Below are 25,739 nucleotides of genomic sequence, written 5' to 3'. Positions count from 1 at the left end.
TTTTCGACTTTTGGGGGAGAGAATGAAAGGTAGGAGAAAGTATAATGTCAGATAATTATCGTTCTCGTACAGAACGAAATCATGTGAAAAATCAAGAGAAAAAAACACATAAAGAAGAAAAACCAAAGAAAAAAGGCTCCTTTTTCAAGAAATTCCTTATAGGTTGTCTACTTCTTGGTATCGTTGGTCTTGTAGCCGGCGTTTCCGCTTTCTTTGTTATGGTAAAGGACGCTCCAAAATTAGACAAATCCAAACTTGTTAATCCTTTATCAACAAAGTTTCTCGATAAAAACGGAAATTTCTTCTATGAATACGGTGCTGAAAAACGAACACATGTTACTTATGATCAAATTCCAAAAGTAGTTGAAAATGCATTTCTTGCAACTGAGGATTCGCGTTTCTATGATCATAATGGAATTGATTTTAAACGAACTACAAAAGCAGTTATGGAAAATGTCACTGGTGGTTTCGGTTCCCAAGGTGGTAGTACGATTACACAGCAAGTCGTTAAAAACTACTTTCTAACGATGGACAAAACTGCTAAAAGAAAAGTGCAAGAATGGTACTTATCTTACAAATTAGAGCAACAATACTCTAAACATGAGATTTTAGAAATGTACTTAAATAAGATTAATTTAGGTAACCGTTCATACGGTATTGCGACAGCAGCGCAAAAATATTATGGTAAAGATTTAAAAGACTTGCAATTACATGAAGCTGCTATGCTCGCTGGTTTACCCCAAGGTCCAAACATTTATGATCCAACAAAAAAGGAAAATGTTGAACGAGCAACAAATCGTCGTAATGTCGTATTATCATTAATGAATCGACATGGTTATATAACAAAAGAAGAAATGAATAACGCCGTTAAGATTCCAGTAACTGAGGGCCTTCAACCGTCTTCAGAAGTAACTGAGATGAAGTATCAAGCATTTTTAGATGCGGTTGTAAAAGAAGTTGAAAAAGAATATCCTGATGTAAATATCGGTTCAGATGGTTTAACGATTCATACAACACTTGATCAAGATGCTCAAGATTACGCCGACAAAATTATGGATGGCAATCTTATTAAGTATCCGGACGATCAATTCCAAGGGTCATTCGTATTTATGGATACACAGTCTGGAGAAGTTCGAGCAATTGGTGCTGGACGTAAAGAAAGTAAGTCTACTTTCAAAGGTCATAATATGGCAACTGATTTAAAACGCCAAGTTGGTTCAACAATGAAACCAATTTTCGACTACGGTCCGGCAATTGAAAATTTACAATGGTCTACATACCATCAATTAAACGACTCAGAGTATACGTATTCCAATGGTAAGAAAATACAAAATGCAACAAAGAGTTACAAAGGTGACGTTTCACTACGTGAAGCTTTGAAAAAGTCATTAAACATTCCAGCTTTAAAGACAGCACAAACAGTTGGTCTTAATAAGTCAAAAGAATTTGCTGAAGGTTTAGGCATGACCTTTAAAGAAGGAAAAGTCTACGAATCAACAGCAATCGGTAGTAACGATAGTTCTCCATTAGAAGTAGCAGGTGCATATGCAACCTTTGGTAATAGTGGTAACTATAATAAACCACACTTCGTAAAAGAAGTAACCTTCCCGGACGGGAAAAAGAAAAGCTTTAAACCGAAAGAACATCGCGCAATGCAAGACTATACAGCTTATATGGTTACTGACGTTCTTCGTGACGTAGTAAAACCTGGTTCTGGTGGTACAGGTCCAACAGCATACGTTTCAGGTGTTGACGTAGCAGGTAAAACAGGAACACAAAACTTTGATGAATCAGTTCTTCAAAAATATGACATCCCAGCTGATGCAAACAGAGATAGCTGGTTTGCTGGATATACGCCACAATACACAATGGCTGTTTGGACCGGTTACGAAAAAGATGGTCCAAAAAATTATGTTAGCGATCGCTCCACTAGAATTGCACAGCAAATGTTCCAAGTAATGATGAGCAAATTCGCTACAGATAAATCACGCTTTGAACGTCCTTCTTCTGTACAAGAAATAAACGGAGAGTTATACGTAAAAGGTGCGAAAAAAGATGCAATTAAACAAATTAAAGTAGATGCCCCTAGTGGTCTGAATGTCACTTTTGATGGCGCTAGCACAGTTACACTAAACTGGTCTGGACCAGCAGAAGTTGATGCATATGCAGCCAGCTATAAAGCAACTGACGGTTCAAGTGGTAGCCTATCAATAAGTGGTACGACAGCTACTCTTGGTGGTATTAAACCAGGTGTTACTTACAGCTTCTCTGTAGTAGCGAAAAAAGGTACTGGCACAAGCCCAGCAGTTGGTGCATCCTTCACTGCGCCTGGCGGAACTCCAGATGCAAAAAAAGCTGAAGAAGAGGCTAAGAAAAAGGCCGATGAAGAAGCTAAGAAAAAAGCTGATGAGGAAGCCCAGAAAAAGGCTAATGAAGATAAAGTAAAACAAGACGAAGCTAAGAAAAAGGCTGAAGAAGAGGCTAAGAAACAACAAGAACAGCAACAGCAAGAACAACAACGTAAACAGCAAGAAGAAGCTCAAAAGAAAGCTGATGAGGAAGCTAGAAGGAAAGCTGAAGAAGAAGCTAAGAAAAAAGCTGAAGAAGAAGCTAAGAAGAAAGCTGAAGAAGAGGCCAAGAAAAAAGCTGAAGAAGAGGCTAAGAAACAACAAGAACAGCAACACCAAAATCCCGGAGGAGATACACCTCACGCAGACGGTGCTGTTGTTACAACAGAGTCCTAATATACAAAAAAAGAAGTCCGTTTCTCTTAACGAGAAGCGGACTTCTTTTTTGTTATCATTTTCTTTACATACAGCTTTTCTATTTCGATATACAACTGCGCTAATTGAATATAAGAATGATAATTACTCGGTTTCTTTATAATGAATGAATATCTTTCCATAAAATTAACAGGTTGCACTTTTAATTTATTCGTATTTATTTGCATTTCATTCAAACTATGAACAGGTTGTTCATTTAGCCAATAGACAACCGATAACAAGTGAGCTGAAAAAAGAATCATTGGTCCCTCAGCCTCTTGCTTATTTCTATTTCGAAACAGTATAGCAATGTCTTCATGCTTATTTTTCCATACATTCAACATCACTGGAATGCTGTTTTCAATTTCCTTCCATGGCTCATACTGTCTTTCAATATCAAATATAAAGTAAGTATTTTGTATTATCTCTTCAAAAGAATTGTCTGTATGATACTTAATTAAATTTACACTTTCTTTAAAAAATGGTAAACAGTGAAATTCTTTCGGTATTTCTATAACTCGTTCCATCCTTTATTTCACCTTCATTCGCTTCTTTCCTTCACGACATACTTCTAACAGTCTGCATTCCTCACATTGCGGTCGTTGTGCTTTACAATGATAACGTCCAAAGAAAATCATACGATGATGTGTAACTCCCCACTCATCCATTGGTACTTTCTTCATTAATGTTTTTTCTACTTCTAACACAGAGTCTTTCCATCTACACATAGCTAATCGTTTACTCACTCGCTCCACATGTGTATCAACAGCAATTGCCGGAATTCCAAACGCTACGGAAACTACAACATTCGCTGTTTTCCTTCCTACACCTGGTAATTTCGTAAGTTCATCTCGATCGTTCGGTACTTCTCCATTATAGTCATCTAATAACATTCGGCATAATTTTTGAATGTTTTTTGCTTTATTTCTATACAATCCGATAGAGCGTATATCTTGTTGTAATTCTTCTAGAGAAACACTTAAATAATCTTCTGGTGTTTTATATTTTTGAAATAAATTTCTTGTCACTTTATTTACAAGTACATCCGTACATTGTGCAGATAACGCCACCGCGATTACAAGTTCAAATGGATTATCATGAACCAATTCACAATGTGCTTCTGGATACATATCCGCCATTGTGTCTAAACAATAACGGATTTGCGTTTTGTTAAGCATATTTTTCCTCCTATATTACTGCTCCAACCAATTATAAAAAGGCACTTTTCCAGTAAATTTCGTCTCTTGTTTTGTCATTTGTTGTGCCCTTTGTTGATTCGCTCTAAATTTTTGACCTTGATTTTGAGCCTGATCTACCGTTTTAATTCCATTCTTTTTCCACTCAAATAAAATACGATCAATATATCGGAAATTTAGTTTTCCACTCATTACAGCTTCTCTAAGAGCCGCTTGAATTAAATTTGGATGATGTTGATCTTGGTCCTCCCACATCCCTAACGTTTCACATTCGAACGGCGAAAGTGGTCTTCCAAATTCTTTTTCAAATACTGTATATAAATTTACTTGTAGCTGTTTTTTTTCTTTTTGCTCTTCCTCTATTGATTCATCCATTAAGAAATGTAATATTTTTTCCCATAACGGTTGTAAAGAATAACTTTCGCACATCATCGCTTCTGATCTTTGTCCACCTTCTAGTGATAAAAAACCTTTTTGAATCAACGTCTGAATTACTTCCATACATTTCATTTCCGTTATCGTCATCCGTTCAGAAATCTCTGAAGGAGTCGGAAACGAATTACCTGATTCTAAAAATGTGTGTACATGAAGTACAACCATAAATTCCGTCTCATTTAAACCTAATTTTTTATAATGCATCATAAGCAATTTTGGAATTGCAATGCTTCCCTGCTCAAACCACTGTAACATCATTTTCTTTTTCATCACCAAACACCTCGCTCTCTAGTATAACACACCTTTAGCTATTTCTTTTTGCCACAATCCGTCAAAAAAACCTCCCCATTAATAGGGAGGTTTTTTATATTACATGAATGAAATATAAAATTAAGCTTGCACTTTACTTTTCATAAATGTATGGATGCGCTCTAATGCTTTCTCTACTTGTTCAAGAGATGTCGCATATGATAAACGAACATTATTTGGAGCACCAAATCCTGTACCTGGTACAAGAGCCACTTTTTCCTCTTCTAATAGAGCTTTTGCCCAATCATCAACTGTTGCATATCCTGATAAAGCTACAGCTTCTTTTACGTTAGGGAATAAGTAAAATGCCCCTTGCGGTTTAATACAAGTAAAGCCAGGGATTTGAATTAATTTATCATAAATGATGTTTAATCTCTCTTCAAAGGCTTGACGCATTGTTTCCACAGGTTCTTGTGAGCCTGCATATGCCGCAATTGCGCCGTATTGAGCGATTGAAGTAGGGTTTGACGTACTATGACTCGCTAAATTCGTCATTGCTTTAATAAGCTGCTTATTTCCTGCAGCATATCCAATACGCCATCCTGTCATAGAATGAGATTTAGATACACCATTAATAATAAGTGTTTGTTCTTTTAATGCATTAGAAAGCTGGGCAATTGAAGTATATTCTACGCCACCATAAATTAATTTTTCATAAATTTCATCAGAAACGATTAAAATATCATGTTCTAAACATACTTCTCCAAGCTGTTGTAATTCTTCTTTGCTATAAATCATTCCTGTTGGATTGCTCGGTGAATTAATAATAACTGCTTTCGTTTTCTCTGTAATTGCCTCACGCAGCTGCTTTGCTGTAATTTTGTACTCATTGTCTTCTAAACCTTCTACATAAACCGGCTTACCGCCAGCAAGCTTTACTTGCTCTGGATAGCTTACCCAGTAAGGAGTTGGGATGATAACTTCATCTCCCTCATCAAGTAATACTTGGAATAATGTATATAATGCATGCTTTGCACCATTACATACAATAATTTCAGATGGATCATACGCAATACCTTGATCGCGAGTAAATTTCTTCACAATTTCTTGTTTTAACGATTGTAATCCACCTGTTGGTGTATACTTCGTATGCCCTTCTAACATCGCTTTATGTGCAGCATCCATAATATGCTCTGGTGTATTAAAGTCAGGTTCCCCTGCCCCTAATCCAATTACATCATGACCCTCTGCTTTTAATGCTTGTGCCTTTGCTGTAATTTCTAAAGTTGAAGACGGTGTTAAAGCAGCTACTCGCTTTGCTAATTTCATTTGTAGTTCCCCCTACATCTATTTTTCAATGCTATATCGTCTTAAAAATTTTCCATCTTTAAATTCAAGATAGTAATAACTATAACGATTGTCATCATCAATATATGTAACTTCCCATAGTGGTACATCATTTTCAAAGCCTAATTTCACTTTCATAATCTCTTTCGGCTTACTTTTTGATTCCTTACTTTCATTGCCGACTTGCTCTATTGTTCTTTGTATAGCCTCTTTTTCAGAAATACCTTCGCTCTTTTTCCTTACTACAGTATCCCCTTTTTTCTCAGGCACCCAAACGATAAGTTGTTCTCCCTTTTCATCTGTACCTTGCACGACTATATATGCAGATTTTCCGTTGTAATAATCAACAGATTTCACCTTTGTAAGCTTTGCTTTTTCTTTAGCAATTTCTACAAATTTCGACTCTTTTGGAATTTTCTTTCCCATCGCTTTATTATAAACATACGCCCCATATATTCCGCTAGCAACGATAACAATAATGATTGCAAAGATCCACTTTTTCATTGTATCACTACGTTCTGTAAATCGTAAATACAGCTGTTTCTTTATCTTTTTCGTCTAATGCTAGTCCGAACATGAGGTCCTGCTCTTTTAACGTACGATTTAAACTATCAACAATTTTATACAAATCCGACGAATATTTAATACGCGTCGTTGATAGTACTTCGATTTTCTTATCCATGAAAAAACTCCTCCGTTACACAAAAATTTCTAATTATAGAAGAACGCAATGCGGTTACAATAAGAGTACATTCTTTACAACCCCTGCTTCATCACCCATCTATTATAGCAGGACATGTACAGCAAAAAAAGGTTTCAAGTCGAAAACCAACACATTTTGTATACAAGAAGTAAGAAAAATAAAATTCCTCCTACCCACATTTTTTACGCCTGAAGTTTATAAGTACTTCAGGCGTATTTTTCTTCCATTTTTATTCATTTGATGGTTCTTCTAATTGTACTAACAATTCTTCTAATGGTCCTTCATAAAGAGGTACGTTAGGAATCGATTGTAGAAATCGTTTTCCATAGGAAGAACTCGTCAAACGACGATCTAACACTACTACCGTTCCTGTATCTGTATTCGTTCGAATTAAGCGGCCGAATCCTTGTTTGAAACGTAATATTGCTTGTGGGAGCGCTAATTTAGCGAATACATCTTCACCTTGATTTTTTAGCCACTCACCTTTCGCTTCCATCATCGGCTGATGAGGAGGTGTAAATGGTAGACGGACTATAACAAGACAACTTAAGGCATCTCCAGGAATATCTATTCCTTCCCAGAAACTGCTCGTCCCTAATAAAATTGATTTGTCGAACTCTTGAAACTTTCGAATTAAGCGGCTTCGACTTCTATTATTCACACTTTGGGTGAGTAATAAATAACCCTCTAATTCATCATTATTTTTTAAATTCGCATACGCTTCTTTTAACATTTCATACGAAGTGAATAAAACGAGCATTCTGCCTTTTGTGGCTTTTGCTATCTTTGCAATATGTTCCGATACAGATTCAATATATCGCTCATTACTTACTTGCTTAATAAAAGGTACATCCGTTGAAACCATTAATTTCATCTGTTCATCATAACGAAATGGTGACGGAACCTTTAAAGTATTTGGAGCGAAATCATGTAAACCAAGTTCCTCTTTTATATAATCAAACGTATCGTTAACTGTTAGTGTTGCGGATGTAAAAATAACACTCTTTTTTTCTGTTAAAAATTCATCAGCAAATCTTTCACCAATATGGACAGGCTGTGCGTATAGAACTGTTGAATGAATCGTCCCTTTCGTTTCAGTCTCCATCCAAGTTACATACGAATTCTTTTCTAATACGAGTAACTGTAATGATTCTGCCATCTTTCTCAGCAACTCAATTAAATGCATAAATTCACCTGTTACAACATGCATCTCCCATTCTAACTTACTTTGCAATATATCCACTTGCTTCTCAAGAGCAGTTACTACCCTTCTTAATTCATATATAAAACGATTTGTTAATTCGACGATACTATCCCACAACTTACCTTTTTCTAGTTCTGCGTTATACCTATAGATGAGCGGCATATTATTCGTTCCTTGCTCTTGCTTTGTTTGTTTAAATATAAAAGTACGTAACATTTGGAAGAGTTCATCCGCATCAAACTTAAGTTCCTTCAAACTATAACTTATCATACGGAAAGTTGAACGAGATGCTTGCTCTGATTTTTTCATCATTTTATATACTTTGGAGAGTACATCTTCTGTTTCTAGCGTCCCAAGACGAGATATAACCAATTGAAAATACATACAAGAGAACTGTTCACCCAATGTTCTACTCGCAGCTTCTTCAATATGGTGAGCTTCATCAAAAATAATATGTTCGCATGAAGCAAACAACGGTTCTTCACTTGAAAAATCTTGAAATAATAACGCATGATTTGTAATAACGATATCTGCAAATAAAGCTTTATTCTTCGCTCGCTGATAAAAACAACGACTAAACCAATTACTTTGCATACCGCCTGGACTATACGCATCGCTACAAATACGATTCCAAAGTAACTTTCCGCCCTCAGGAATATTTAATTCGTCTCGATCACCTGTTTCAGTTTGCAATAGCCAAACTAAAATCTTCGCCTTCGTAAGTGCCATATCATAATTTTTTTCTTCCTCTTGCAAAGCATACTCAAATTTATGTAAGCATAAATAATGCTTTCTTCCTTTTAGAAGAGCTGCCTCAAATGAAAATGGCATTATTTTTTGTAATAACGGAATTTCTTTTTCTAATATTTGTTGTTGGAGTTGTACCGTTTGTGTACTTATAATGACAGGTTCTTCTTTTCTCTTTGCAAAATAAAGACTAGGAAGCAAATAAGCAAGAGTCTTTCCTGTTCCTGTACCCGCTTCAATTAGTGAAAAACGAGAATCTCTTAACGCCGTATATATCTCTTTCATCATCAGTTGTTGACTTTCTCTTCTTTCAAACTTTGGCATATGTGATTCCAATTTATCCATCGTTTTATTCAAGAAAGCATCAAACTTTGATGAACACGTTTCTCCAAGGTTTAAGGAATAGTTCCGCTTTTTCAGCGCAATATTTCGATGTATTTCATACTCCGCTATATCTTCTTTACCGTGCATTACTTTCTTTAAAATATTTTCAGAAAGCACATCAGCTATATCGCTTTGGAACACATCACTTAATTCATAAAGCGATTGCAACGTGACAAGTGGTAACTTTTCAATTTCATTTAAAAATTGTAAAAATAATTCCGCTGTTGCAAGAGCATCACTATCCGCACGATGTGGTTGATCGTGCTCTAGTTCATGCTTCTTAGCTAAATCACGTAATTTATAACTATCGGCTGTCGGCAAAAGAATTTGAGCCAATTCAACCGTGTCGATTTTCGGACAATGTATTTCTGTATATCCAGCTTGCCTTAATTCTTCATTTAAAAAATTCCAATCAAAGTGAACATTATGCGCAACGAAAGCCGCACCTTGTAATAGCTCAACAATCATCGGGGCTACATCTTGAAATAACGGGGCTTGTTTTACAAGACTTTCATCAATCCCTGTTAATTCTGTAATAAATGGTGGGATCTCTCTCTTTGGGTTAACAAAAGACGAAAAAATCTCCAATATCTCTCCATCTTCTACTACAACAGCTGCAATTTGGGTAATTTTATCCTTCCCATCTTTCCAGGAGTTCCCTGTCGTCTCTAAATCAACAACGACATAACGCTTACTCATATATGTAACACCTCAATTTCTTACCTTTCAAACAACAATAATTTATATAATGTTACTATACCACGTTTTATCTCATCTTAATGAAAAGATGCACAAAAAAGCTATCTCCGCAATGGAGATAGCCTTTCTACTTATAATATCGTACCCGCTTTTTCAGCACCTAACATTTCAATAATTTGATTATTATCGTCTAATACTGCAATTTTTGGTTCTTGTTTATGAATCTCTTCTTCCGTAACTAGCCCATAACAAATAATAATTACTTTGTCCCCTGGTTGTACAAGCCTTGCCGCAGCACCGTTTAAACAAACAACACCACTACCGCGTTCCCCTTTAATAACGTATGTCTCTAAGCGAGCACCATTATTATTATTTACAATTTGGACTTTTTCGTTTTCTACAATATTTACTGCATCCATTAAGTCTTCATCAATTGTAATACTACCTACATAATTTAAATTTGCCTCCGTTACAGTTGCACGATGTAACTTTGCTCTCATCATTGTGCGAAACATAGATGCTCCCCCTTATTTAACTGTTAATGTTATATTGTCAATTAATCTTACATTTTCAAACTTAACTGCAATAGCTAAAATGATTCTTCCTTTGACTTTCTCTACCATTGTTAATGACGGATATGCATATAAATCTGCATAATCTACAGTGCCTTTCGTATGCGTCTCAATATACTCTTTCACAAGATTTGTAATGATTTCGGGATTACGTTCACCTGCCTCAATTCTTTCTTTCGCTATACATAGGCTGCGGTATAAATGAAGAGCTTCTTCACGTTCATCTTGTGATAGGTACACGTTACGAGAACTTTTCGCTAAACCATCTTCTTCTCTTACAATATCAACTGGTACGATTGTAACTGGAATATTGAAATCAGTTACAAACCCTTCAATTACTGCAACTTGTTGAGCATCTTTCATACCGAAATAAGCACGCTTTGGCAGCGTAATATTAAATAGTTTCATTAGTACAGTTGCAACACCAGCAAAATGACCAGGTCTTTGTTGACCGCATAATACGTCCGTGCGCTTCACAACTTCTACCGTTGTTGTTTGTTCTGCTGGATACATTTCTTCTACACTCGGATAAAATAAATAATCTACACCGTTTTCTTTTGCTACATTTTCATCTCTATCAATATCACGAGGATATCGATCTAAATCTTCATTTGGGCCAAATTGTAGTGGGTTTACAAATACACTTAAAACTACAGTTTCATTTTCTTCTCTTGCCTTACGTAATAAAGTAGCATGGCCTTCATGTAAATAACCCATTGTTGGAACAAAACCAATACTCTTTCCACTTGCACGAAGTTCGCTCGTAATTTGCTGCATCTCTTGCACTGTAGTTACGATTTTCATTATTGTTTTCCTCCATATAACGCTAAGCATTCTTCCTCTTTCATTGTGAACGAATGTTTTTCTTCAGGAAATTGCCTTGTCTTTACTTCAGTAACATATTGTGAAATCCCACGCACAATCTCCTCTTGAACAGACGTATATTGCTTCACAAATTTCGGAACACGATTTACGCCGTATGAGATAAGATCATGATAAACAAGCACTTGCCCATCTACTTTTTGTCCTGCGCCAATCCCAATTGTCGGTATTGTTAGTTGCTCTGAAATAAGTTCTGCTAACTGCATTGGTACACATTCTAACACAAGCGCTATTGCACCAGCTTCTTCACATTTCTTTGCATCTTCTATTAATTTTTTTGCACTCTCCGCATCTTTTCCTTGCACTTTATATCCACCCAACACTCCTACAGATTGAGGGGTTAAACCTAAATGCGCTACAACAGGAATTCCTGCGTTCGTCAAATATTGAATCGTCGATATAACTTCTCCAGCACCTTCTACCTTCAGTGCGTGTGCCCCGCTCTCTTGAACGATGCGGCGTGCATTCACCATCGTTTCTTGTAATGATACGTGATACGACATAAATGGCATATCAGTTACAATAAACGTCTCTTTCGCTCCGCGGCGTACAGCTTTCGTATGATGAATCATATCCTCTACTGTTACAGGTACTGTTGAATCGTATCCGAGTACAACCATTCCAAGAGAATCTCCAACTAGAATCATATCAACTTCAGCTTCTTCTGCTAATTTAGCAGATGGATAATCATACGCCGTTAGCATTGTAATCGGCTCACCTTGCTCTTTCATCTTCAAAAAATCTGTTTTTGTTTTCAAAAACTACTCCTCCTTTATGCAGGAGAGAGGAGATGGCCGAAATCATATAAAAAAAACCCCTCTGGCCATAAAAGGGCAGAAGGGTTGTGTGTTAGTCGGCATTATTCATCCCTCTGTCCCAGTCCGTTATTGGATCAAGGCAGAATCCAAGTTATTATTTTTCGTATGACTTCGAATCATGGTGCAGTTCGCTCTGATACTGCCCACATTCGAACTAATTATAGCAAACTACAAAAAGGAATTACTACATTTTTTTGAAAAAATAATTTTTTATTCTTATTACGGTATATGAAATTTAACACGAGAGTATATATGCTATACAGTTTTTATGGATAATTCAATCCTGAAAAGATACATGTTTTTTCAACGCATGTTAAAAAAGTCCAAGTTAATTTTTTCTGTAATCAATTTAACTATATAGTATAACTCTTAAACTAATGATGCAGGTTAATTGAGGAAAGTACTTAACAAAGGAGAATTGCAGATGTCTATGAACAGGTGGTTATTTCGATTCAGCAGTTTGCTTGTAATGATTGTATGGTGGATGTCTTTAGGATCCTCCCAAGTATTTGCCTCAGTTCATGTCGTAACACAACCCACCGATTTAACGAAAGTGATTGAGGTTGAACTAAATGATGATTACTTTAATCCAAATGTCATCACGATTCCGCTTGAAGGATCAACAACATTACTATTGAAAAATAAAGGTAAAAACGAGCACACCTTTACAGTGAAAAAACTCGGTATTGACGTCGTAGTCCAGTCAGGAAAAGAAAAGAATATTACCGTGAAACCTAAAAATACTGGTACATATGAATTAATATGTCGATACCATCTTCTTAAAGGAATGACAGGCAAAGTAATCGTCAAATAACATGCCAGGTCAACTCGACGGAAGCTATTTTGAAATGAACTTTAAATATGAAAAGAATTTATTATCATGTTACAAATTTAACTCAAAACTATTGAAATAAAAAGAAGTTCCAAAAGAGGAACTTCTTTTACTTAATTTCGATATCTGCAGAATGAATATGATGTACTTTCCCCTCATGATCCTCCAGAAGTAATACACCATCCTCTGTGATTCCTTTTGCTAACCCCGTAATTGTCTCTCTCATCGTTCGAGCGGTAATTTCTTTCCCGATGCTCACAGCGTAACTTTCCCAAAGAATTTTAATGACAGAGAAACCATTTTGTAAATACTCTTCATATAATTTTTCTAGTTGTAAATAGATTTGTTGCATAAGTTCTGCACGAACAATCGGCTTACCTGATTCAATCGCTAATGAAGTAGCAATGTGCTGAATTTCTTCATCAAAATGTTCTTGCTTTTGATTCGCATTAATACCGATGCCCATAATGACAGCATTAATTTTATCAGGATCCGCTTGCATTTCTGTTAATATACCTACAGCCTTTTTACCTTGAATTAAAATATCATTTGGCCATTTTATTCCTACGTTTACACCTGTACATTTTTCAATTGCCTGTGCAACACTAACAGCCGCTAACAAAGTAAGTTGCGGTGCATGATGAACTGGGATTGATGGGCGTAAAATAATACTCATCCAAATCCCTGTTCCTTTTGGTGAATGCCATTTTCTGCTTAAACGACCTCTTCCCGCTGTTTGTTCTTCTGCTACAACGACAGTTCCTTCTTCTGCACCTTCATAAGCAAGTTTTGCTGCAATGTGCTGCGTTGATTCAACAGTTTCTTCAAAATACACTGTTCTACCAATCCGCTTCGTTTGTAGCCCTAACTGAATTTCATTAGCAGTCACTTTGTCTGGCTTACTTGCAATTCGGTAACCTAATCGGCGCACAGCTTCAAGTTCATATCCCTCACTCCGCAGATCCTCCATATGTTTCCACACAGCAGTTCTTGAACAACCAAGTTTATCACTAATTGTTTGGCCGGATACAAACTCGCCATCCGCTTCAGAAAAAACTTGCAATAACTGCTTTCTTATAGTAGATTGCATCCTTGCAGCCACTCCCTTATACGCTCTTTCTCATTAACTACGTTTCCTTGTACGATTGCTTCTTCGATTTTCTGAAGCATTCCAGCAACCCACGGACCAGGCTTTTTGTTTGCCCAGTTTAATAAATCATTACCAGTCACATTCATTTCTTGACGTTCCTGGATTGGCAATGCATGAAACATTAATTGTACTCGTTCAACAGATGTAGGGTCATAGCTTTCAATCATCGCTTCATATACTCTCTCTGCCATTTCAGCGATATGAATTCCCGTTTTATAAAGAAGGACTGTATCCCAATCCTTCTCCTTTCTAGTACGAATTGCCAATAAAACTGCAACAATATCTTTTATTTTTTTATTCGAAAACTTCCATTGACGTAAAAAGACAGATGGATGTTCTTCTCCGATACAATATAAGAAAAATGCCCACGCCTCAATATCCGTTTCGAAAGAATCCCATTTATACTGCGTAGCTTTTAACAGTCTCTCTTCTGACATTTGTAAATATGGCAAATGAGAAAATAGCTTCGTCTCTACTAATTCTTTGAGACCTTTCACACAATATGTACCAGTTAACAGTTTCTCAAACTCTACTGTAATACGCTCAATTGCTATATGTTCTAGCAAATGCCCATACGTTTCAATCGCTTGCTTCGTTTTCATTTCTAATGAAAAACCTAACGTGCTTACAAACCGAATACCACGCATCATTCGCAGGGCATCTTCTTGAAAACGATCCGCAGCATTTCCAACTGTCACAATTTCTCTCTGTTGAATGGCTTCCTGTCCAGCAAATAAATCAACCATTTTGCCTTCTTCTGTCATAGCAATTGCATTCATCGTGAAATCACGACGTTTTAAATCCTCTTCTAATGAACGAACAAATTGAACACTACTAGGTCTTCGAAAATCTTCATATTCGCTTTCTGTTCGAAAAGTAGTTACCTCATAAGGCTCACCATTTTCTACAACAATTACAGTTCCATGCTCAAGACCAACAGGAACATTTCTTGGGAATATAGCCATCACTTCTTCTGGTAGAGCAGATGTCGCAATATCAATATCTCCAATCGGCCTATCGATAATAAGATCTCGTACGCTCCCACCAACAAAGTAAGCCTCATGTCCTTGTTGCTTTAATGTCTCAATAATAGAACTAGCTTTTTTAAATCTTTCCATTTTTGTCATCCCTTAGTACGTCATAGTAAATCGTTTCATATTGTGAAACAATTTTTTCTGAGCGAAATTGCTCATAAACACTTTCTCTTGCTCGTTCTCCCATATTACGGTGAAGTTCCTCGTCCTTTAATAGCTGAATAGCTTGATTTGCCACTCCTGTTGTATCGCCAACTTCACATAAATATCCTGTTTCCCCGTGTTGAATAACCTCTGGAATACCTCCAACCCGCGTTCCGATACAAGGTACACCACACGCCATTGCTTCTAATAAAACAAGACCAAAACTTTCCTTCTCTGATAGAAGCAACATTAAATCACTCATCGCAAGTAGTTCTGCAACATTATCTTGCTTCCCTAAGAATAAAACGCGATCTTCAATATGTAAATTTTTCACTATCTGTAAAATCGTACAGAATTCTGGTCCGTCTCCAACAAGAAGCAACTTCGCATCTACTTCTTTAACAATTTTAGCAAATGCCTGAACAACATCCTGCACACGTTTCACTTTACGGAAATTCGAAATATGAATAAGTACTTTTTCACTCTCACTTATACCATATTCTTTCTTTAATTGAGACATATTACGCTTGAAATATACACGTTCGTCTATAAAGTTATATACCGTTTGAATTTCTTTACTTGGTTTTACAAGCTCATGTGTTTCGTTAATTAATGAATGCGAGACAGCAGTGACAACATCTGATTGCTCAATACCAAAACGAATTAAATTATTTAACGAAGGGTCGGAACCTAACACAGTAATATCTGTTCCATGTAAGGTTGTAACAATTTTAATACGCTCTCCGATCATTTGTTTTGCTAAATATGCACAAATTGCATGTGGTATTGCGTAATGCACATGTAAAATGTCTAAGTTTTCTCTTTGTGCAACCTCGGCCATTTTACTTGCTAACGCTAAATCGTATGGTGGATATTGAAATACAGAGTATTGATTTACCGTCACTTCATGAAAATAAATGTTTGGATATACTTTATTTAACCGGAATGGTAAACCCGATGTAATAAAGTGAATTTCATGCCCACGTTCCGCCAATTGCTTTCCTAATTCTGTTCCAACAACTCCAGAACCACCTACAGAAGGATAACATGTAATACCTATTTTTAATTTCATTTACATCCCCCTAATAAATCAGCATGTAATAAAACCGGTTTCTTACTCATAAATCCCTCGGCATACAAGACTCCAACTTCTTTTCCAAACATCTTCTCACGAGCGATTACAGTTTCAACGTAACCTTCTGTTAACGGTGTCTTAACACCATCGCTCCCTGTTGAAAACTGACTTTCATACGCTTCTAATGCTTCCACCTTTATAGAGAGGTACTCACTTATATCTATACAAAAATTCGGTTTATGAAAACCATTAATCATATAATTATAAAAAGACTCCACACGATGTGGTGAAAGTTCCGGCATATATTTACGGATTCCTGCTGAAAAAATAGCCTCTTCCACAAGCTTTGCACAATTTGCATGATCTGGATGGCGATCTTCATAGTACGGTGCAAAAACTAGTTTTGGTTTATATGTACGGATCACCTTGACAATTTCACGTATATACTCTTCTTTCATATACAAACCACGGTCTGGCATCGCTAAATTCAGCCTCGTTTTTACTCCCATTATACGAGCTGCAACCTTCGCTTCTTCTTTTCTCAACTCTATCGTTCCATTTGAAGAAAGATCAGCTTCTGTTAAATCACAAATACCTACTTCATACCCTTGCTTTGTATATTTAGCGATGGTACCAGCCATGCCGATTTCAACATCATCGGCATGAGCACCAAACGCTAATATATGTAATCCACTCATAATTGTTCCCCTCATTTTCTTAACTTACGATAATCTAAATCTCCTCGCTCTAATGCGTGCATTAACATTTCAGCACTTGCCATATTCGTTGCAAGTGGAATCGCATATACATCACATAAACGAAGCAATGCATTCACATCCGGTTCATGCGGCTGTGCTGTTAATGGATCGCGGAAGAAAATCACCATATCTAAATCGTTCTTTGCAATCATTGCACCAATTTCTTGATCTCCACCAAGAGGGCCAGATTGATATCTTGTTACAACTAATCCAGTCGCTTCCATAATACGAAGCCCTGTCGTTCCTGTTGCAAATAATTCATGTTGTTCAAAAATTGGTTTATATGCGTATGCAAACGAAACCATATCATTTTTCTTTTTGTCATGTGCGATTAAGGCAATTTTCATCCGTTGTCTCCCCTTTAGTCGATAATATTTTCTAAACCGTACACAAGATGATCAAGGTTCATTACTGTCTCAATTGATAGTTTTACACCTGACATAAATGATGCACGATTGAATGAATCATGACGAACTGTTAACATTTGTCCATCTCCACCGAACATTACTTCTTGGTGTGCAATAAGCCCTGGCAAACGTACACTATGAATGTGAATACCGTCTACATTTGCACCACGTGCACCTGCTAGTTGCTCTACTTCTTTTGGATGACCTTGCTGCTTTGATTCACGATTTTGACGAATTAACTCTACCGTTTTTACAGCTGTACCAGATGGTGCGTCTAATTTTTGATCATGATGTAATTCAATTACCTCAACATCTTGGAAATATTTCGCTGCCATTTGTGAGAATTTCATCATAAGAACTGCACCAATTGCAAAGTTTGGAGCAATAATTGTTCCTACTGCTTTTTCTTTTGCATTCTCTGTTAAACGTGCCAATTCTTCTTCTGTAAATCCAGTTGTACCAATAACCGAACGAAGTCCACGCTCAACTGCAAGTGTAACGTGTTGTTTCCCCACTTCTGGTGTTGTTAAATCTAACAACACATCTGCTTCTACTTCATCTAAACAAGTATGTAAATCAGCGTAAATCGGTGCATGTAATGCTGGCATGCCAGGTAAATCAGAAATCTTCTCACCACCATGCTTATAATCCACTGCTGCTACTAAATTAAAATGTTCCGTTCTTTCCATAAGAAGGACTGCTTCATGTCCCATACGTCCTCTTGGTCCGGCGATAATTACTTTAATTTCTTTCATTATTCTTTCTCTCCCTCATCAATACGTGTCCAGCGATCTTTATCACGTGTATTAAATTTATTCATTACAATGTTATGTGCTGTCTCTAAATCAATATTTAAACTATTTGCCATACAAATCATAACAAATAATACATCTCCAAGCTCTTCTTCAATACTTCTTTCTTTTTCAGTTGTTTTCTTCGGTTTCTCACCATAATAATGATTTACCTCTCTTGCAAGCTCTCCCATTTCTTCCGTTAAACGAGCCATCATTGCAAGCGGACTGAAATAACCTTCTTTAAACTGACCAATATATGCATCTACTTCTTTCTGCATATCTTTCATCGTTTTTGCTTCCATACTATTCACCTCTAATCCTTCCTCTTTCATGTTAGCCAATTCATCGCGATTTGACAAATATTATTCCCCGCCAAACACCTATTTGCGACCCATTTTTGGATAGACTATAATAAAGTGAAACTTCTTTTGCGTTTTTTTGCAAAAGATTAGTTGAACTAATCGGGTTCCTACGGCTGGTTCGCCTTTCTTCAGAGCTTTATCTCCTACCAGCCGTTGGTACGGGGTAAAGTGAAACTTCTTTTGCGCTTTTTGCAAAAGATTAGTTGAACTAATCGAGTTCCTACGGCTGGTTTGCCCCTCTTCTTTGCTTCATCTCCTATCAGCCGTTAGAGCGGGATAAAGTGAAACCTTCTTTTGTGCTTTTCACAAAAGATCAGCCCACATCAATCAAGTTCTTACTATTTTCACTAGCAACTAGAAATTACTTATTATTATGTTTTACTGTTTCAGCGGAGCAATGCAATCATTACATAATTAGGGGGATTTCTATATGACATCAAAATTGAAGATGCGAAATATTATTTTTATTTTAATCGGTTCCGCTATATTTTCTTTCGGTATTGTCAATATCAATATTGAAAACCACCTTGCAGAGGGTGGGTTTACTGGTATTACACTATTATTGTATTTTTTATTTAAGTTTGATCCTTCCTACTCAAACTTAATTTTAAATATCCCTATATTTTTTATTGGTTGGAGGTTACTTGGCAGAACGACATTTTTATATACATTAATTGGCACCTTTAGCGTATCTTTATTTCTATGGATTTTCCAGCGTTACGAAGTACTCAACTTACATTTAAACTTGCAAAATGATATGACACTCGCAGCTTTATTCGCCGGGGCATTTATCGGTATCGGCCTTGGAATAATATTTAAATATGGCGGGACTACTGGCGGTGTAGATATTATCGCACGACTAGCTCACAAATATGTTGGCTGGAGTATGGGGAAAACAATGTTTATGTTTGATGCTGTCGTTATCGTAGTCTCTATTCTTACCTATTTATCATACCGCGAGGGCATGTATACGCTAGTTGCTGTTTTTATCGGTGCTAAAGTCATTGATTTTATGCAAGAAGGAGCTTATGCTGCCAAAGGAGCGACTATTATCTCAGAGAAAAACGATGAAATTGCTGCCAAAATTTTATCTGAAATGGAGCGTGGAGCAACCTTTTTAAAAGCTGTTGGATCGTATACAAAAGTGGAACGTAACGTATTGTATTGCGTTGTTGCTAAAAATGAAATCGTGAAATTAAAGAATATCATTACTTCTGTAGATCCTCATGCTTTTGTCGCTGTAAGTGATGTACATGATGTAGTTGGTGAAGGATTTACGTTAGATGAAAATAAAAACCCTTTACATAATTAAATGTAACTAGAAAAGCGCCTTAGCTTTTCTAGTTTTTTATTACAAGTCTTTTAAGCTTCTCAAAATCCTCATGAATAAGCTCCAATAAACTCCGATTATAAAAAATGGAAGCTGGATGAAAAGTCGGAAAAACATGATATTCTTTCTCTGACCATGTAAACTCTGCACTTTGCATATCCTTTAATTTTTGAATGGGCTGTTTTAATAATTGCCCGTGTATATCTGTGATTTTTTTATTTTTTCCTGTTAAACGTTGAAGACCGATATTTCCAAGCGTGACGATAAGCTTCGGATGTATTTTCTCTAATTCATAATCTAACAAAGGCGCATGGGCAACTATTTCTCCCTGATTTGGCGTTCTATTATACTTTTTTTGTATGATTTCACCATTTCGTTCTTTTTTCTCTCGCCATTTATAAGGTCTACTTCGAACAGCGCTCGTAATATATACTTCTTCCCTTGTAACATCAATACGCTCTAAAAAATCCATTAATTGTTTTCCCGCCCTCCCGCTAAACGGAATCCCATTATGAATTTCTGTTTCACCAGGCGCTTCTCCTAACAACATAAATTTGGGATTTTCAGGACCTTGTCCACTTAAAAAACCTTCTAGTTGATAAGGAGCACTGCGCTCTTGCACTTGTTTTACTAAATGGTCTGGATATTTCATTTCCCCCCACCGCCTTTCCGCATTACTTCTATTATTTCTATTTGCAATACATTATATAATTCAATCCATACAACAAAAAAAGACTATCAAAATTGATAGTCTTTAGTCGTCGCTACGCTGCATACCAGTATACATTAATACGAGACGTAATAATTCAAATACCGCTACAGCTGCAGCTGCTACATATGTTAATGCTGCCGCATTTAATACTTTACGAGCTTGCCCATATTCATCTGTTGATACAATACCTAACGCTTCAATTTGTTGCATTGCGCGCTTTGACGCATCAAACTCAACTGGCAATGTAACGAGCTGGAACACAACACCTGCTGCCATTAAAATGATACCTAATAACAACAAACCAGACATTTGTGCAAATATACCGATTAGGACGAAAATCCAAGACATATTCGAACCAAAGTTTGCAACTGGCACTAACGAATGACGAACGCGCATAAATTTATAATCTTTTGCATCTTGAATTGCGTGTCCTACTTCGTGTGCTGCAACTGCTGTACCAGCAACTGAATGTCCATAATAGTTATCTGTTGATAATCGAACCGTCTTAGCGGTTGGATCATAATGGTCTGATAAATGACCTGGTGTTTCTTCTACAGCTACGTTGTATAATCCATTTTCATCTAAAATTTTTCGAGCCACTTCCGCTCCTGTCATACCTGATGTTGAATAAACTTGTGAATACTTGCTATAGGCACTACGTACTCTTGACTGTGCATACAACGGTATGATCATTATGATCGCGAAGTAAATTAAATAAAACATCATGAACCTCCATTGAAGTTTTAATTATAGTACTTCTCATTCTATTTTCTTCTGCCACTATTGTCAATGAATAAACCTTACAATCCATATCTTTATTTATTGCATTATCTATTTTTAGAATGTACATTACTTTTTCTTTTTTCTCTTTCTCCTTTATACTTTCTCCATCCAACATAAGTTAATGTGAAGAAAATAAGTCCCCCAGTAATTGTCATAAACCAAATGAGAGAGGGTGCAATTTCATCTTTTTTTACTGTGTGAAATATCTTTTGCAAATCCCCTTTAATAATCCCTAATTGCATTTGGCCGCCTTTCGTTTCTAACATAACGTTACGAAATTCATCTAAATAAGATAAATGAACATTTACACGCTGAACCTCGTTTTCTGGCAAAGCAATCATTAAGCTTGGATAAATAATATTGAATTCATTTAAAAACGTATTTAACGTTTGTTGAAACTGCCCAGCATCTTCTTTTTCCATCGCTTTTTCCATTTGAGAAAAGGCATCCATTACTTTCCTTTCTCTTTCCATCCAAAGTGGTTGATATTTCGATACTTGTGCATCAACAGCAAGTTGTAATGCCAGCACATTATCAATTTTAGCTTGCTTACCTAAACCTTCTTCAGAGAGCGATTGTTGCGCCTTATCGTAAGCTAAAGAAATAACTCTAACTTGATCTGGTGTTACTTCCTGCTTCTTTTCATTCCCCTTTATTAAAAATTGCTCCGAGAAATGTTGTAATACTTGTACCGCTTTTTCATCTTCATTACGCTTCACTAACTGTAACGAGTCGTCTAACAACCCTGTTAGCTCATTCCACTCTTCAGCATATATACGTAACGGAAACATTATAATTAGAAATGCTATCAATCCAATTAATGTTCTCTTCATCCCGGTCCCCCCTATAACTACTAGTACAAAATATGTTAATTTGGACAAGAATAGAACAGAACTAGACCGAAAAATATATTATCATTTTACAAAGAAAAAAATTCTCTTTAAGCAGAGAATTTTTTCTGTGACATCCTTTTCTTTTTTACGAAATATCGATATAAACTGTAACAAAGTATACTACCACCTAAAATGAATAATAAAATAGCACACGCAGCATGCATAAAGAACTCTTCTGGTAACATTAATATAATTGGATCTTTTTCAGGATCAAAAACCCAATAATCATTACTAAATAAAAGTTTATGGAATAATACAAAACTCTTTTCAAAATTAATAGCAATTGGTAACATAAGCGCTATCGGAAAAATGATTGTTAAAATCGATCCATGCAGTAAAAACTTTTCATTTTTCTTTTTTAATAAATAAATTCCGCCTATCACTGCAATCATAATTGTCGCATACATCACATATTGAATCTTTACTAAAATATTTTTAACATCTACAAAATGAATACGGCCATTTGTGGACATATCTAATGTTGGCAAATGTAATGCTCCGTCATAAAACGGGGATAAATATGTAATAAGCACATCGTAATTTCTTTTAATTTCATCCTTCGTCATATCCGCTAAATCAGGAATATTTAAAAAATCAATTTCAAAATAATACAGCCATTTTCCATAGACAACTGCCGTTGTTGCGAGTGCAAAAATAGAAAATGCTATGCTATATGAAACAACTAAAGTAATCAATCGATCCAATATTTTTGTACCACTCTTATTTTTCTCCATGTTCTCCCCCTAAATGTTCTAACCATCATAAAGAAAATTGTTTCCTTTGCTCACGTAAGCAACAATAATATGTAATACATAGTACAGCAATACTTAACCAAAACGTAAAATAACCAATTTCCTCTACAAACAAATGCATAATTCCATATCGCGGCATTTGCCAAAATAAATAATCAATTGCATCGTTATGCAACGTCCACACAGCTGCTACTATAAAATGCCATTTTTTTATACGATAGAATGGAGCATATAAAAATCCTTGTACTGCCATCGCAAAGTGCGAAAGCATTAACATGTAGCCCATAAGGCCAATAGGCCCTTTTACGTAAATCATAATCCCGTTTACAACAACAGCCCAAATACCATATTTTATTAAAGTTACAATCGCTAACGCTTCTATTAATCCCCAGTTTCTCTTTGCCAAAAAAGCAATTAAAACAAAGACAAAAAAGAGACTCGCCATAGGACTATCTGGTACAAACGGCCAAAATATAGGTGACGTTTCTTTCAATTGATTTCCGTACCATATAAATCCGTAAATTGTACCTAATATGTTAACAATTAATAAAAATAATAATACCGAGCGTTGTCTTAACATTGCATACAAGTACACCAATCCGTATGTCCAACACCTTTCAAGCAAAGTAATTCATTCATTAAATCCTACTCTATTATAACAAACTTCATCCAACTAAATAGAAAAGCTGACTACAAATTTTGTAGTCAGCTTTTTATTATTTTTTATTATACTTTGCAACGAATTCCGAAAGCTTCTTCAGTTCCTCATCCGTACCTTTAAATACACCTTTAGGCATTGAACCTTTTCCCTCTTTCGCAATTTTAGCAATTTCTTCTGGCTTTAAAGTTAAGTTTTGCAGTGCCGGTGCTGCTGCCCCGCCTTGTAAATTGTCACCATGACATGTTAAACAAGTATTTTTTTGCATTAATTTATAGCCATCATCATTTTTATCAACTGGCGCTGTTTTTACAATTGCTCCTTGTTTTTTTGCAGCTTCCCAGTCGTGGTGTGCTACAGATTCCCAAGTTAAAAAGATAATCGATGCAATTGCTAAAAGCATAAATCCAGTTGCCACAGGACGCTTCAATGGACGTCTTTCTGGACCTCGATCAAGAAATGGAGCTAACAGTAATGCTCCAAACGCAATCCCTGGCATAATAAATGCTCCAATTACAGTAAATGAACCGGAAGCATACGAATACTTTAATAACTGATACAAGAATAAGAAATACCAATCTGGAAGTGGTATATATCCAGCATCTGTTGGGTCCGCCATTCTCTCAAGCGGCGACGGATGCGCCACTGTTAAACATAAATAACCGATTAAAAAAACTGCACCAACCATCCATTCTTTTAACAAGAAGTTCGGCCAAAATGCTTCTGTTTTCCCTGGGTATTCAGAATAGTCTTTTGGAATATTTGGTTTCCGAGCTACTGGTACCCGAGAATCTCCTACAAACTTCATCCCTTTGCCGCGATGCATAATCTCCCTCCTTTAGTTCTTTCCCCTTTAATTTAGCAATCTCTTATAGTGGACCGGAAATACCTTGTTTGCGAATCATGATGAAGTGGAAGGCCATTAAACCTAGAAGTGCTGCTGGTAAGAAGAAGACGTGAATAGCAAAGAAGCGAGTTAATGTTTGAGCGCCAACAATTTCGGAATGACCAGCGAGTAATGTTTTAATATAAGGACCAATGAGCGGTGTTTGCTCTGCAATTTGAATCCCTACTTTTGTAGCAAATAAAGCTTTCATATCCCACGGCAATAAATATCCGGTAAAACCAAGACCTAACATAACAAAGAAAATAAGAACACCAACAATCCAGTTTAACTCACGGGGCTTTTTATACGCACCTTGGAAGAAAACTCTGAGTGTATGTAAAAACATCATTACAATTACGAGACTAGCACCCCAGTGGTGCATACCACGAACAATTTGCCCATAAGCAACTTCATTTTGTAAATAGTAAACTGATTCCCAAGCATTTTTAATATCAGGCACATAATACATCGTCAAAAACATTCCAGATAAAATTTGAATTACAGTAACGAAAAAGGTAAGTCCTCCAAAGCAATAGACGAATGCAGAAAAGTGATGTGCCGGGTTTACATGTTCAGGTACTTCATGATCAGCGATATCACGCCATATTGGTGTAATATCCAATCTTTCATCCACCCAATCATAAATTTTATTTAACATCTACTTTGCACCCCCTCTTGGCTTCGCTTTTCCTAGATACAGCGTTCCATCTTTCACTTTAGACTCGTACACATCAAGCGGAGCAAGGGGTGGCGTACCTTTAATGTTAATCCCATCTTTTGTATAACGCCCCCCGTGACATGGGCAAAAGAATTGATTCGGATGTGCTTTGTCCGAATTCCAGTTAACTGTACATCCTAAATGTTTACATACTGGAGAGAACGCAACAATGTCTCCGCTTTCATCTTTATGAACCCAAGCCGATTTTGGTTCTTCAGACTTGTACCAACCATCAACCTGCTTCACTTTAAAATCGAAACGCTTCGGCTCTGTTGTAATATCCTTTACTTGCGCAACAGCAACCATATCTGTTCCCGCTTCTTTTCTTAACACCGGATCAAGCGCAAATCGCGTCATCGGCATTAAAATACCGGCAGCCATAAAGCCTCCTACCCCTGTGAGTGTGTAATTTAAAAATTGTCTTCTTGACACGCGATGTTCTTTGTCGCTCAC

General features: G+C 36.4%; 28 protein-coding genes. 3 read left to right on the top strand and 25 right to left on the bottom strand.

Annotation, left to right across the window (positions count from 1 at the left end):
* The first annotated feature begins 44 nt into the window (after nt 1-44).
* Nucleotides 45-2,744 carry a PBP1A family penicillin-binding protein gene (locus N2V80_RS07805; protein WP_001283099.1) on the top strand — a complete coding sequence of 900 codons (2,700 nt, stop codon included), beginning with the start codon at nt 45-47 and terminating at the stop codon, nt 2,742-2,744.
* 26 nt (nt 2,745-2,770) lie between these two features.
* Here the strand turns inward: N2V80_RS07805 and N2V80_RS07800 are convergent, their stop codons facing one another.
* The 10 genes from N2V80_RS07800 to panB all read right to left on the bottom strand — a co-directional run bounded on the left by N2V80_RS07800 (nt 2,771) and on the right by panB (nt 11,938).
* Nucleotides 2,771-3,289, bottom strand: a complete 519-nt coding sequence (locus N2V80_RS07800; protein ID WP_000442653.1) for a YpoC family protein — start codon at nt 3,287-3,289, stop codon at nt 2,771-2,773.
* Nucleotides 3,290-3,292: 3 nt separating this feature from the next.
* Nucleotides 3,293-3,940: an endonuclease III gene (gene nth / locus N2V80_RS07795; protein ID WP_000933034.1), complete on the bottom strand. Its 648-nt coding sequence runs from the start codon at nt 3,938-3,940 to the stop codon at nt 3,293-3,295.
* A gap of 15 nt (nt 3,941-3,955) precedes the next feature.
* The gene (dnaD, locus tag N2V80_RS07790; protein ID WP_000728552.1) at nt 3,956-4,663 is read right to left on the bottom strand and encodes a DNA replication protein DnaD; all 708 of its coding nucleotides are present in this window, start codon (nt 4,661-4,663) and stop codon (nt 3,956-3,958) included.
* A gap of 120 nt (nt 4,664-4,783) precedes the next feature.
* The gene (gene aspB / locus N2V80_RS07785) at nt 4,784-5,971 is read right to left on the bottom strand and encodes an aspartate transaminase AspB (RefSeq protein WP_000761571.1); all 1,188 of its coding nucleotides are present in this window, start codon (nt 5,969-5,971) and stop codon (nt 4,784-4,786) included.
* Between the two features lie 18 nt (nt 5,972-5,989).
* The gene (locus tag N2V80_RS07780) at nt 5,990-6,493 is read right to left on the bottom strand and encodes a cell wall elongation regulator TseB-like domain-containing protein (protein WP_000758739.1); all 504 of its coding nucleotides are present in this window, start codon (nt 6,491-6,493) and stop codon (nt 5,990-5,992) included.
* Nucleotides 6,494-6,500: 7 nt separating this feature from the next.
* Nucleotides 6,501-6,671 (bottom strand): YpmA family protein, encoded by a 171-nt coding sequence (locus N2V80_RS07775; RefSeq protein WP_000358352.1) that lies wholly within the window; start codon nt 6,669-6,671, stop codon nt 6,501-6,503.
* A 250-nt stretch (nt 6,672-6,921) separates the two neighbouring features.
* A complete protein-coding gene (gene dinG / locus N2V80_RS07770; protein ID WP_000044957.1) occupies nt 6,922-9,726 on the bottom strand; it encodes an ATP-dependent DNA helicase DinG in 2,805 nt (934 codons plus the stop codon).
* A 131-nt stretch (nt 9,727-9,857) separates the two neighbouring features.
* Nucleotides 9,858-10,241: an aspartate 1-decarboxylase gene (gene panD, locus N2V80_RS07765; RefSeq protein ID WP_000490182.1), complete on the bottom strand. Its 384-nt coding sequence runs from the start codon at nt 10,239-10,241 to the stop codon at nt 9,858-9,860.
* Between the two features lie 12 nt (nt 10,242-10,253).
* Nucleotides 10,254-11,102: a pantoate--beta-alanine ligase gene (gene panC / locus N2V80_RS07760; protein WP_000707027.1), complete on the bottom strand. Its 849-nt coding sequence runs from the start codon at nt 11,100-11,102 to the stop codon at nt 10,254-10,256.
* Nucleotides 11,102-11,938: a 3-methyl-2-oxobutanoate hydroxymethyltransferase gene (gene panB / locus N2V80_RS07755; protein ID WP_000851108.1), complete on the bottom strand. Its 837-nt coding sequence runs from the start codon at nt 11,936-11,938 to the stop codon at nt 11,102-11,104. The genes panC and panB overlap by 1 nt, the downstream gene beginning before the upstream one ends.
* 484 nt (nt 11,939-12,422) lie before the next feature.
* Between panB and N2V80_RS07750 the strand changes: the two genes are divergently transcribed.
* A complete protein-coding gene (locus N2V80_RS07750) occupies nt 12,423-12,812 on the top strand; it encodes a cupredoxin domain-containing protein (protein WP_000062393.1) in 390 nt (129 codons plus the stop codon).
* 127 nt (nt 12,813-12,939) lie between these two features.
* Here the strand turns inward: N2V80_RS07750 and N2V80_RS07745 are convergent, their stop codons facing one another.
* Genes N2V80_RS07745 through N2V80_RS07715 form a run of 7 tightly spaced genes read right to left on the bottom strand, consistent with a single transcriptional unit; the run spans nt 12,940 to nt 18,494 of the window.
* On the bottom strand, nt 12,940-13,920 hold the full coding sequence (locus tag N2V80_RS07745; RefSeq protein ID WP_001192063.1) for a biotin--[acetyl-CoA-carboxylase] ligase: 981 nt from the start codon (nt 13,918-13,920) through the stop codon (nt 12,940-12,942).
* A complete protein-coding gene (locus N2V80_RS07740) occupies nt 13,905-15,098 on the bottom strand; it encodes a CCA tRNA nucleotidyltransferase (RefSeq protein WP_061654660.1) in 1,194 nt (397 codons plus the stop codon). Before N2V80_RS07740 ends, N2V80_RS07745 begins: the two co-directional genes overlap by 16 nt.
* Nucleotides 15,085-16,230, bottom strand: a complete 1,146-nt coding sequence (gene bshA, locus N2V80_RS07735; protein WP_000768305.1) for an N-acetyl-alpha-D-glucosaminyl L-malate synthase BshA — start codon at nt 16,228-16,230, stop codon at nt 15,085-15,087. Before bshA ends, N2V80_RS07740 begins: the two co-directional genes overlap by 14 nt.
* Nucleotides 16,227-16,931: a bacillithiol biosynthesis deacetylase BshB1 gene (bshB1, locus tag N2V80_RS07730; RefSeq protein ID WP_000015673.1), complete on the bottom strand. Its 705-nt coding sequence runs from the start codon at nt 16,929-16,931 to the stop codon at nt 16,227-16,229. The genes bshA and bshB1 overlap by 4 nt, the downstream gene beginning before the upstream one ends.
* A gap of 11 nt (nt 16,932-16,942) precedes the next feature.
* Entirely contained in the window at nt 16,943-17,338 is a 396-nt protein-coding gene (gene mgsA, locus N2V80_RS07725; protein ID WP_000684765.1) for a methylglyoxal synthase, read from the bottom strand.
* 14 nt (nt 17,339-17,352) lie between these two features.
* Nucleotides 17,353-18,153 carry a dihydrodipicolinate reductase gene (dapB, locus tag N2V80_RS07720; protein WP_000658809.1) on the bottom strand — a complete coding sequence of 267 codons (801 nt, stop codon included), beginning with the start codon at nt 18,151-18,153 and terminating at the stop codon, nt 17,353-17,355.
* Nucleotides 18,153-18,494: a nucleotide pyrophosphohydrolase gene (locus N2V80_RS07715; RefSeq protein WP_002108639.1), complete on the bottom strand. Its 342-nt coding sequence runs from the start codon at nt 18,492-18,494 to the stop codon at nt 18,153-18,155. Before N2V80_RS07715 ends, dapB begins: the two co-directional genes overlap by 1 nt.
* Before the next feature lie 490 nt (nt 18,495-18,984).
* On the opposite strand from N2V80_RS07715, the gene N2V80_RS07710 reads away from it, so the two are divergent.
* The gene (locus N2V80_RS07710; RefSeq protein ID WP_000202121.1) at nt 18,985-19,866 is read left to right on the top strand and encodes a YitT family protein; all 882 of its coding nucleotides are present in this window, start codon (nt 18,985-18,987) and stop codon (nt 19,864-19,866) included.
* A gap of 28 nt (nt 19,867-19,894) precedes the next feature.
* Here N2V80_RS07710 and N2V80_RS07705 read toward each other — a convergent pair whose 3' ends face one another.
* From N2V80_RS07705 to qcrA, 8 genes are all read right to left on the bottom strand, one after another.
* Nucleotides 19,895-20,536 carry a uracil-DNA glycosylase gene (locus N2V80_RS07705; RefSeq protein WP_016117488.1) on the bottom strand — a complete coding sequence of 214 codons (642 nt, stop codon included), beginning with the start codon at nt 20,534-20,536 and terminating at the stop codon, nt 19,895-19,897.
* A gap of 102 nt (nt 20,537-20,638) precedes the next feature.
* Nucleotides 20,639-21,322: a zinc metallopeptidase gene (locus tag N2V80_RS07700; RefSeq protein WP_058839490.1), complete on the bottom strand. Its 684-nt coding sequence runs from the start codon at nt 21,320-21,322 to the stop codon at nt 20,639-20,641.
* 101 nt (nt 21,323-21,423) lie between these two features.
* Nucleotides 21,424-22,212: a sporulation protein YpjB gene (gene ypjB / locus N2V80_RS07695; RefSeq protein ID WP_061654659.1), complete on the bottom strand. Its 789-nt coding sequence runs from the start codon at nt 22,210-22,212 to the stop codon at nt 21,424-21,426.
* A 107-nt stretch (nt 22,213-22,319) separates the two neighbouring features.
* The gene (gene lit, locus N2V80_RS07690; protein ID WP_000414377.1) at nt 22,320-23,006 is read right to left on the bottom strand and encodes a lipoprotein intramolecular transacylase Lit; all 687 of its coding nucleotides are present in this window, start codon (nt 23,004-23,006) and stop codon (nt 22,320-22,322) included.
* Between the two features lie 25 nt (nt 23,007-23,031).
* Entirely contained in the window at nt 23,032-23,622 is a 591-nt protein-coding gene (locus N2V80_RS07685) for a DUF1405 domain-containing protein (RefSeq protein ID WP_025967075.1), read from the bottom strand.
* A gap of 118 nt (nt 23,623-23,740) precedes the next feature.
* A complete protein-coding gene (gene qcrC, locus N2V80_RS07680; RefSeq protein ID WP_000554603.1) occupies nt 23,741-24,508 on the bottom strand; it encodes a menaquinol-cytochrome c reductase cytochrome b/c subunit in 768 nt (255 codons plus the stop codon).
* 43 nt (nt 24,509-24,551) lie between these two features.
* A complete protein-coding gene (gene qcrB / locus N2V80_RS07675) occupies nt 24,552-25,226 on the bottom strand; it encodes a menaquinol-cytochrome c reductase cytochrome b subunit (protein WP_000932700.1) in 675 nt (224 codons plus the stop codon).
* On the bottom strand, nt 25,227-25,739 hold the full coding sequence (gene qcrA / locus N2V80_RS07670; RefSeq protein ID WP_001280593.1) for a menaquinol-cytochrome c reductase iron-sulfur subunit: 513 nt from the start codon (nt 25,737-25,739) through the stop codon (nt 25,227-25,229).

The organism is Bacillus sp. FSL W8-0640 (assembly GCF_038007725.1).
GTDB lineage: Bacteria > Bacillota > Bacilli > Bacillales > Bacillaceae_G > Bacillus_A > Bacillus_A cereus.
Note: the sequence above shows the minus strand (reverse complement) of the source record. Positions and strands in the feature narration are given on the sequence as shown.

Coding starts and splice junctions, on each gene's coding strand:
- N2V80_RS07775 (WP_000358352.1), bottom strand. CDS start 6,671: ATGGATAAGAAAATCGAAGTACTATCAACGACGCGTATTAAATATTCG.
- nth (WP_000933034.1), bottom strand. CDS start 3,940: ATGCTTAACAAAACGCAAATCCGTTATTGTTTAGACACAATGGCGGAT.
- N2V80_RS07710 (WP_000202121.1), top strand. CDS start 18,985: ATGACATCAAAATTGAAGATGCGAAATATTATTTTTATTTTAATCGGT.
- lit (WP_000414377.1), bottom strand. CDS start 23,006: ATGGAGAAAAATAAGAGTGGTACAAAAATATTGGATCGATTGATTACT.
- N2V80_RS07800 (WP_000442653.1), bottom strand. CDS start 3,289: ATGGAACGAGTTATAGAAATACCGAAAGAATTTCACTGTTTACCATTT.
- N2V80_RS07705 (WP_016117488.1), bottom strand. CDS start 20,536: ATGAAATATCCAGACCATTTAGTAAAACAAGTGCAAGAGCGCAGTGCT.
- ypjB (WP_061654659.1), bottom strand. CDS start 22,212: ATGAAGAGAACATTAATTGGATTGATAGCATTTCTAATTATAATGTTT.
- mgsA (WP_000684765.1), bottom strand. CDS start 17,338: ATGAAAATTGCCTTAATCGCACATGACAAAAAGAAAAATGATATGGTT.
- N2V80_RS07715 (WP_002108639.1), bottom strand. CDS start 18,494: ATGGAAGCAAAAACGATGAAAGATATGCAGAAAGAAGTAGATGCATAT.
- N2V80_RS07805 (WP_001283099.1), top strand. CDS start 45: ATGTCAGATAATTATCGTTCTCGTACAGAACGAAATCATGTGAAAAAT.
- N2V80_RS07740 (WP_061654660.1), bottom strand. CDS start 15,098: ATGGAAAGATTTAAAAAAGCTAGTTCTATTATTGAGACATTAAAGCAA.
- bshA (WP_000768305.1), bottom strand. CDS start 16,230: ATGAAATTAAAAATAGGTATTACATGTTATCCTTCTGTAGGTGGTTCT.
- qcrB (WP_000932700.1), bottom strand. CDS start 25,226: ATGTTAAATAAAATTTATGATTGGGTGGATGAAAGATTGGATATTACA.
- dinG (WP_000044957.1), bottom strand. CDS start 9,726: ATGAGTAAGCGTTATGTCGTTGTTGATTTAGAGACGACAGGGAACTCC.
- N2V80_RS07780 (WP_000758739.1), bottom strand. CDS start 6,493: ATGAAAAAGTGGATCTTTGCAATCATTATTGTTATCGTTGCTAGCGGA.
- bshB1 (WP_000015673.1), bottom strand. CDS start 16,931: ATGAGTGGATTACATATATTAGCGTTTGGTGCTCATGCCGATGATGTT.
- aspB (WP_000761571.1), bottom strand. CDS start 5,971: ATGAAATTAGCAAAGCGAGTAGCTGCTTTAACACCGTCTTCAACTTTA.
- dnaD (WP_000728552.1), bottom strand. CDS start 4,663: ATGAAAAAGAAAATGATGTTACAGTGGTTTGAGCAGGGAAGCATTGCA.
- qcrC (WP_000554603.1), bottom strand. CDS start 24,508: ATGCATCGCGGCAAAGGGATGAAGTTTGTAGGAGATTCTCGGGTACCA.
- N2V80_RS07700 (WP_058839490.1), bottom strand. CDS start 21,322: ATGATGTTTTATTTAATTTACTTCGCGATCATAATGATCATACCGTTG.
- panD (WP_000490182.1), bottom strand. CDS start 10,241: ATGTTTCGCACAATGATGAGAGCAAAGTTACATCGTGCAACTGTAACG.
- N2V80_RS07745 (WP_001192063.1), bottom strand. CDS start 13,920: ATGCAATCTACTATAAGAAAGCAGTTATTGCAAGTTTTTTCTGAAGCG.
- dapB (WP_000658809.1), bottom strand. CDS start 18,153: ATGAAAGAAATTAAAGTAATTATCGCCGGACCAAGAGGACGTATGGGA.
- N2V80_RS07750 (WP_000062393.1), top strand. CDS start 12,423: ATGTCTATGAACAGGTGGTTATTTCGATTCAGCAGTTTGCTTGTAATG.
- panC (WP_000707027.1), bottom strand. CDS start 11,102: ATGAAAATCGTAACTACAGTGCAAGAGATGCAGCAAATTACGAGCGAA.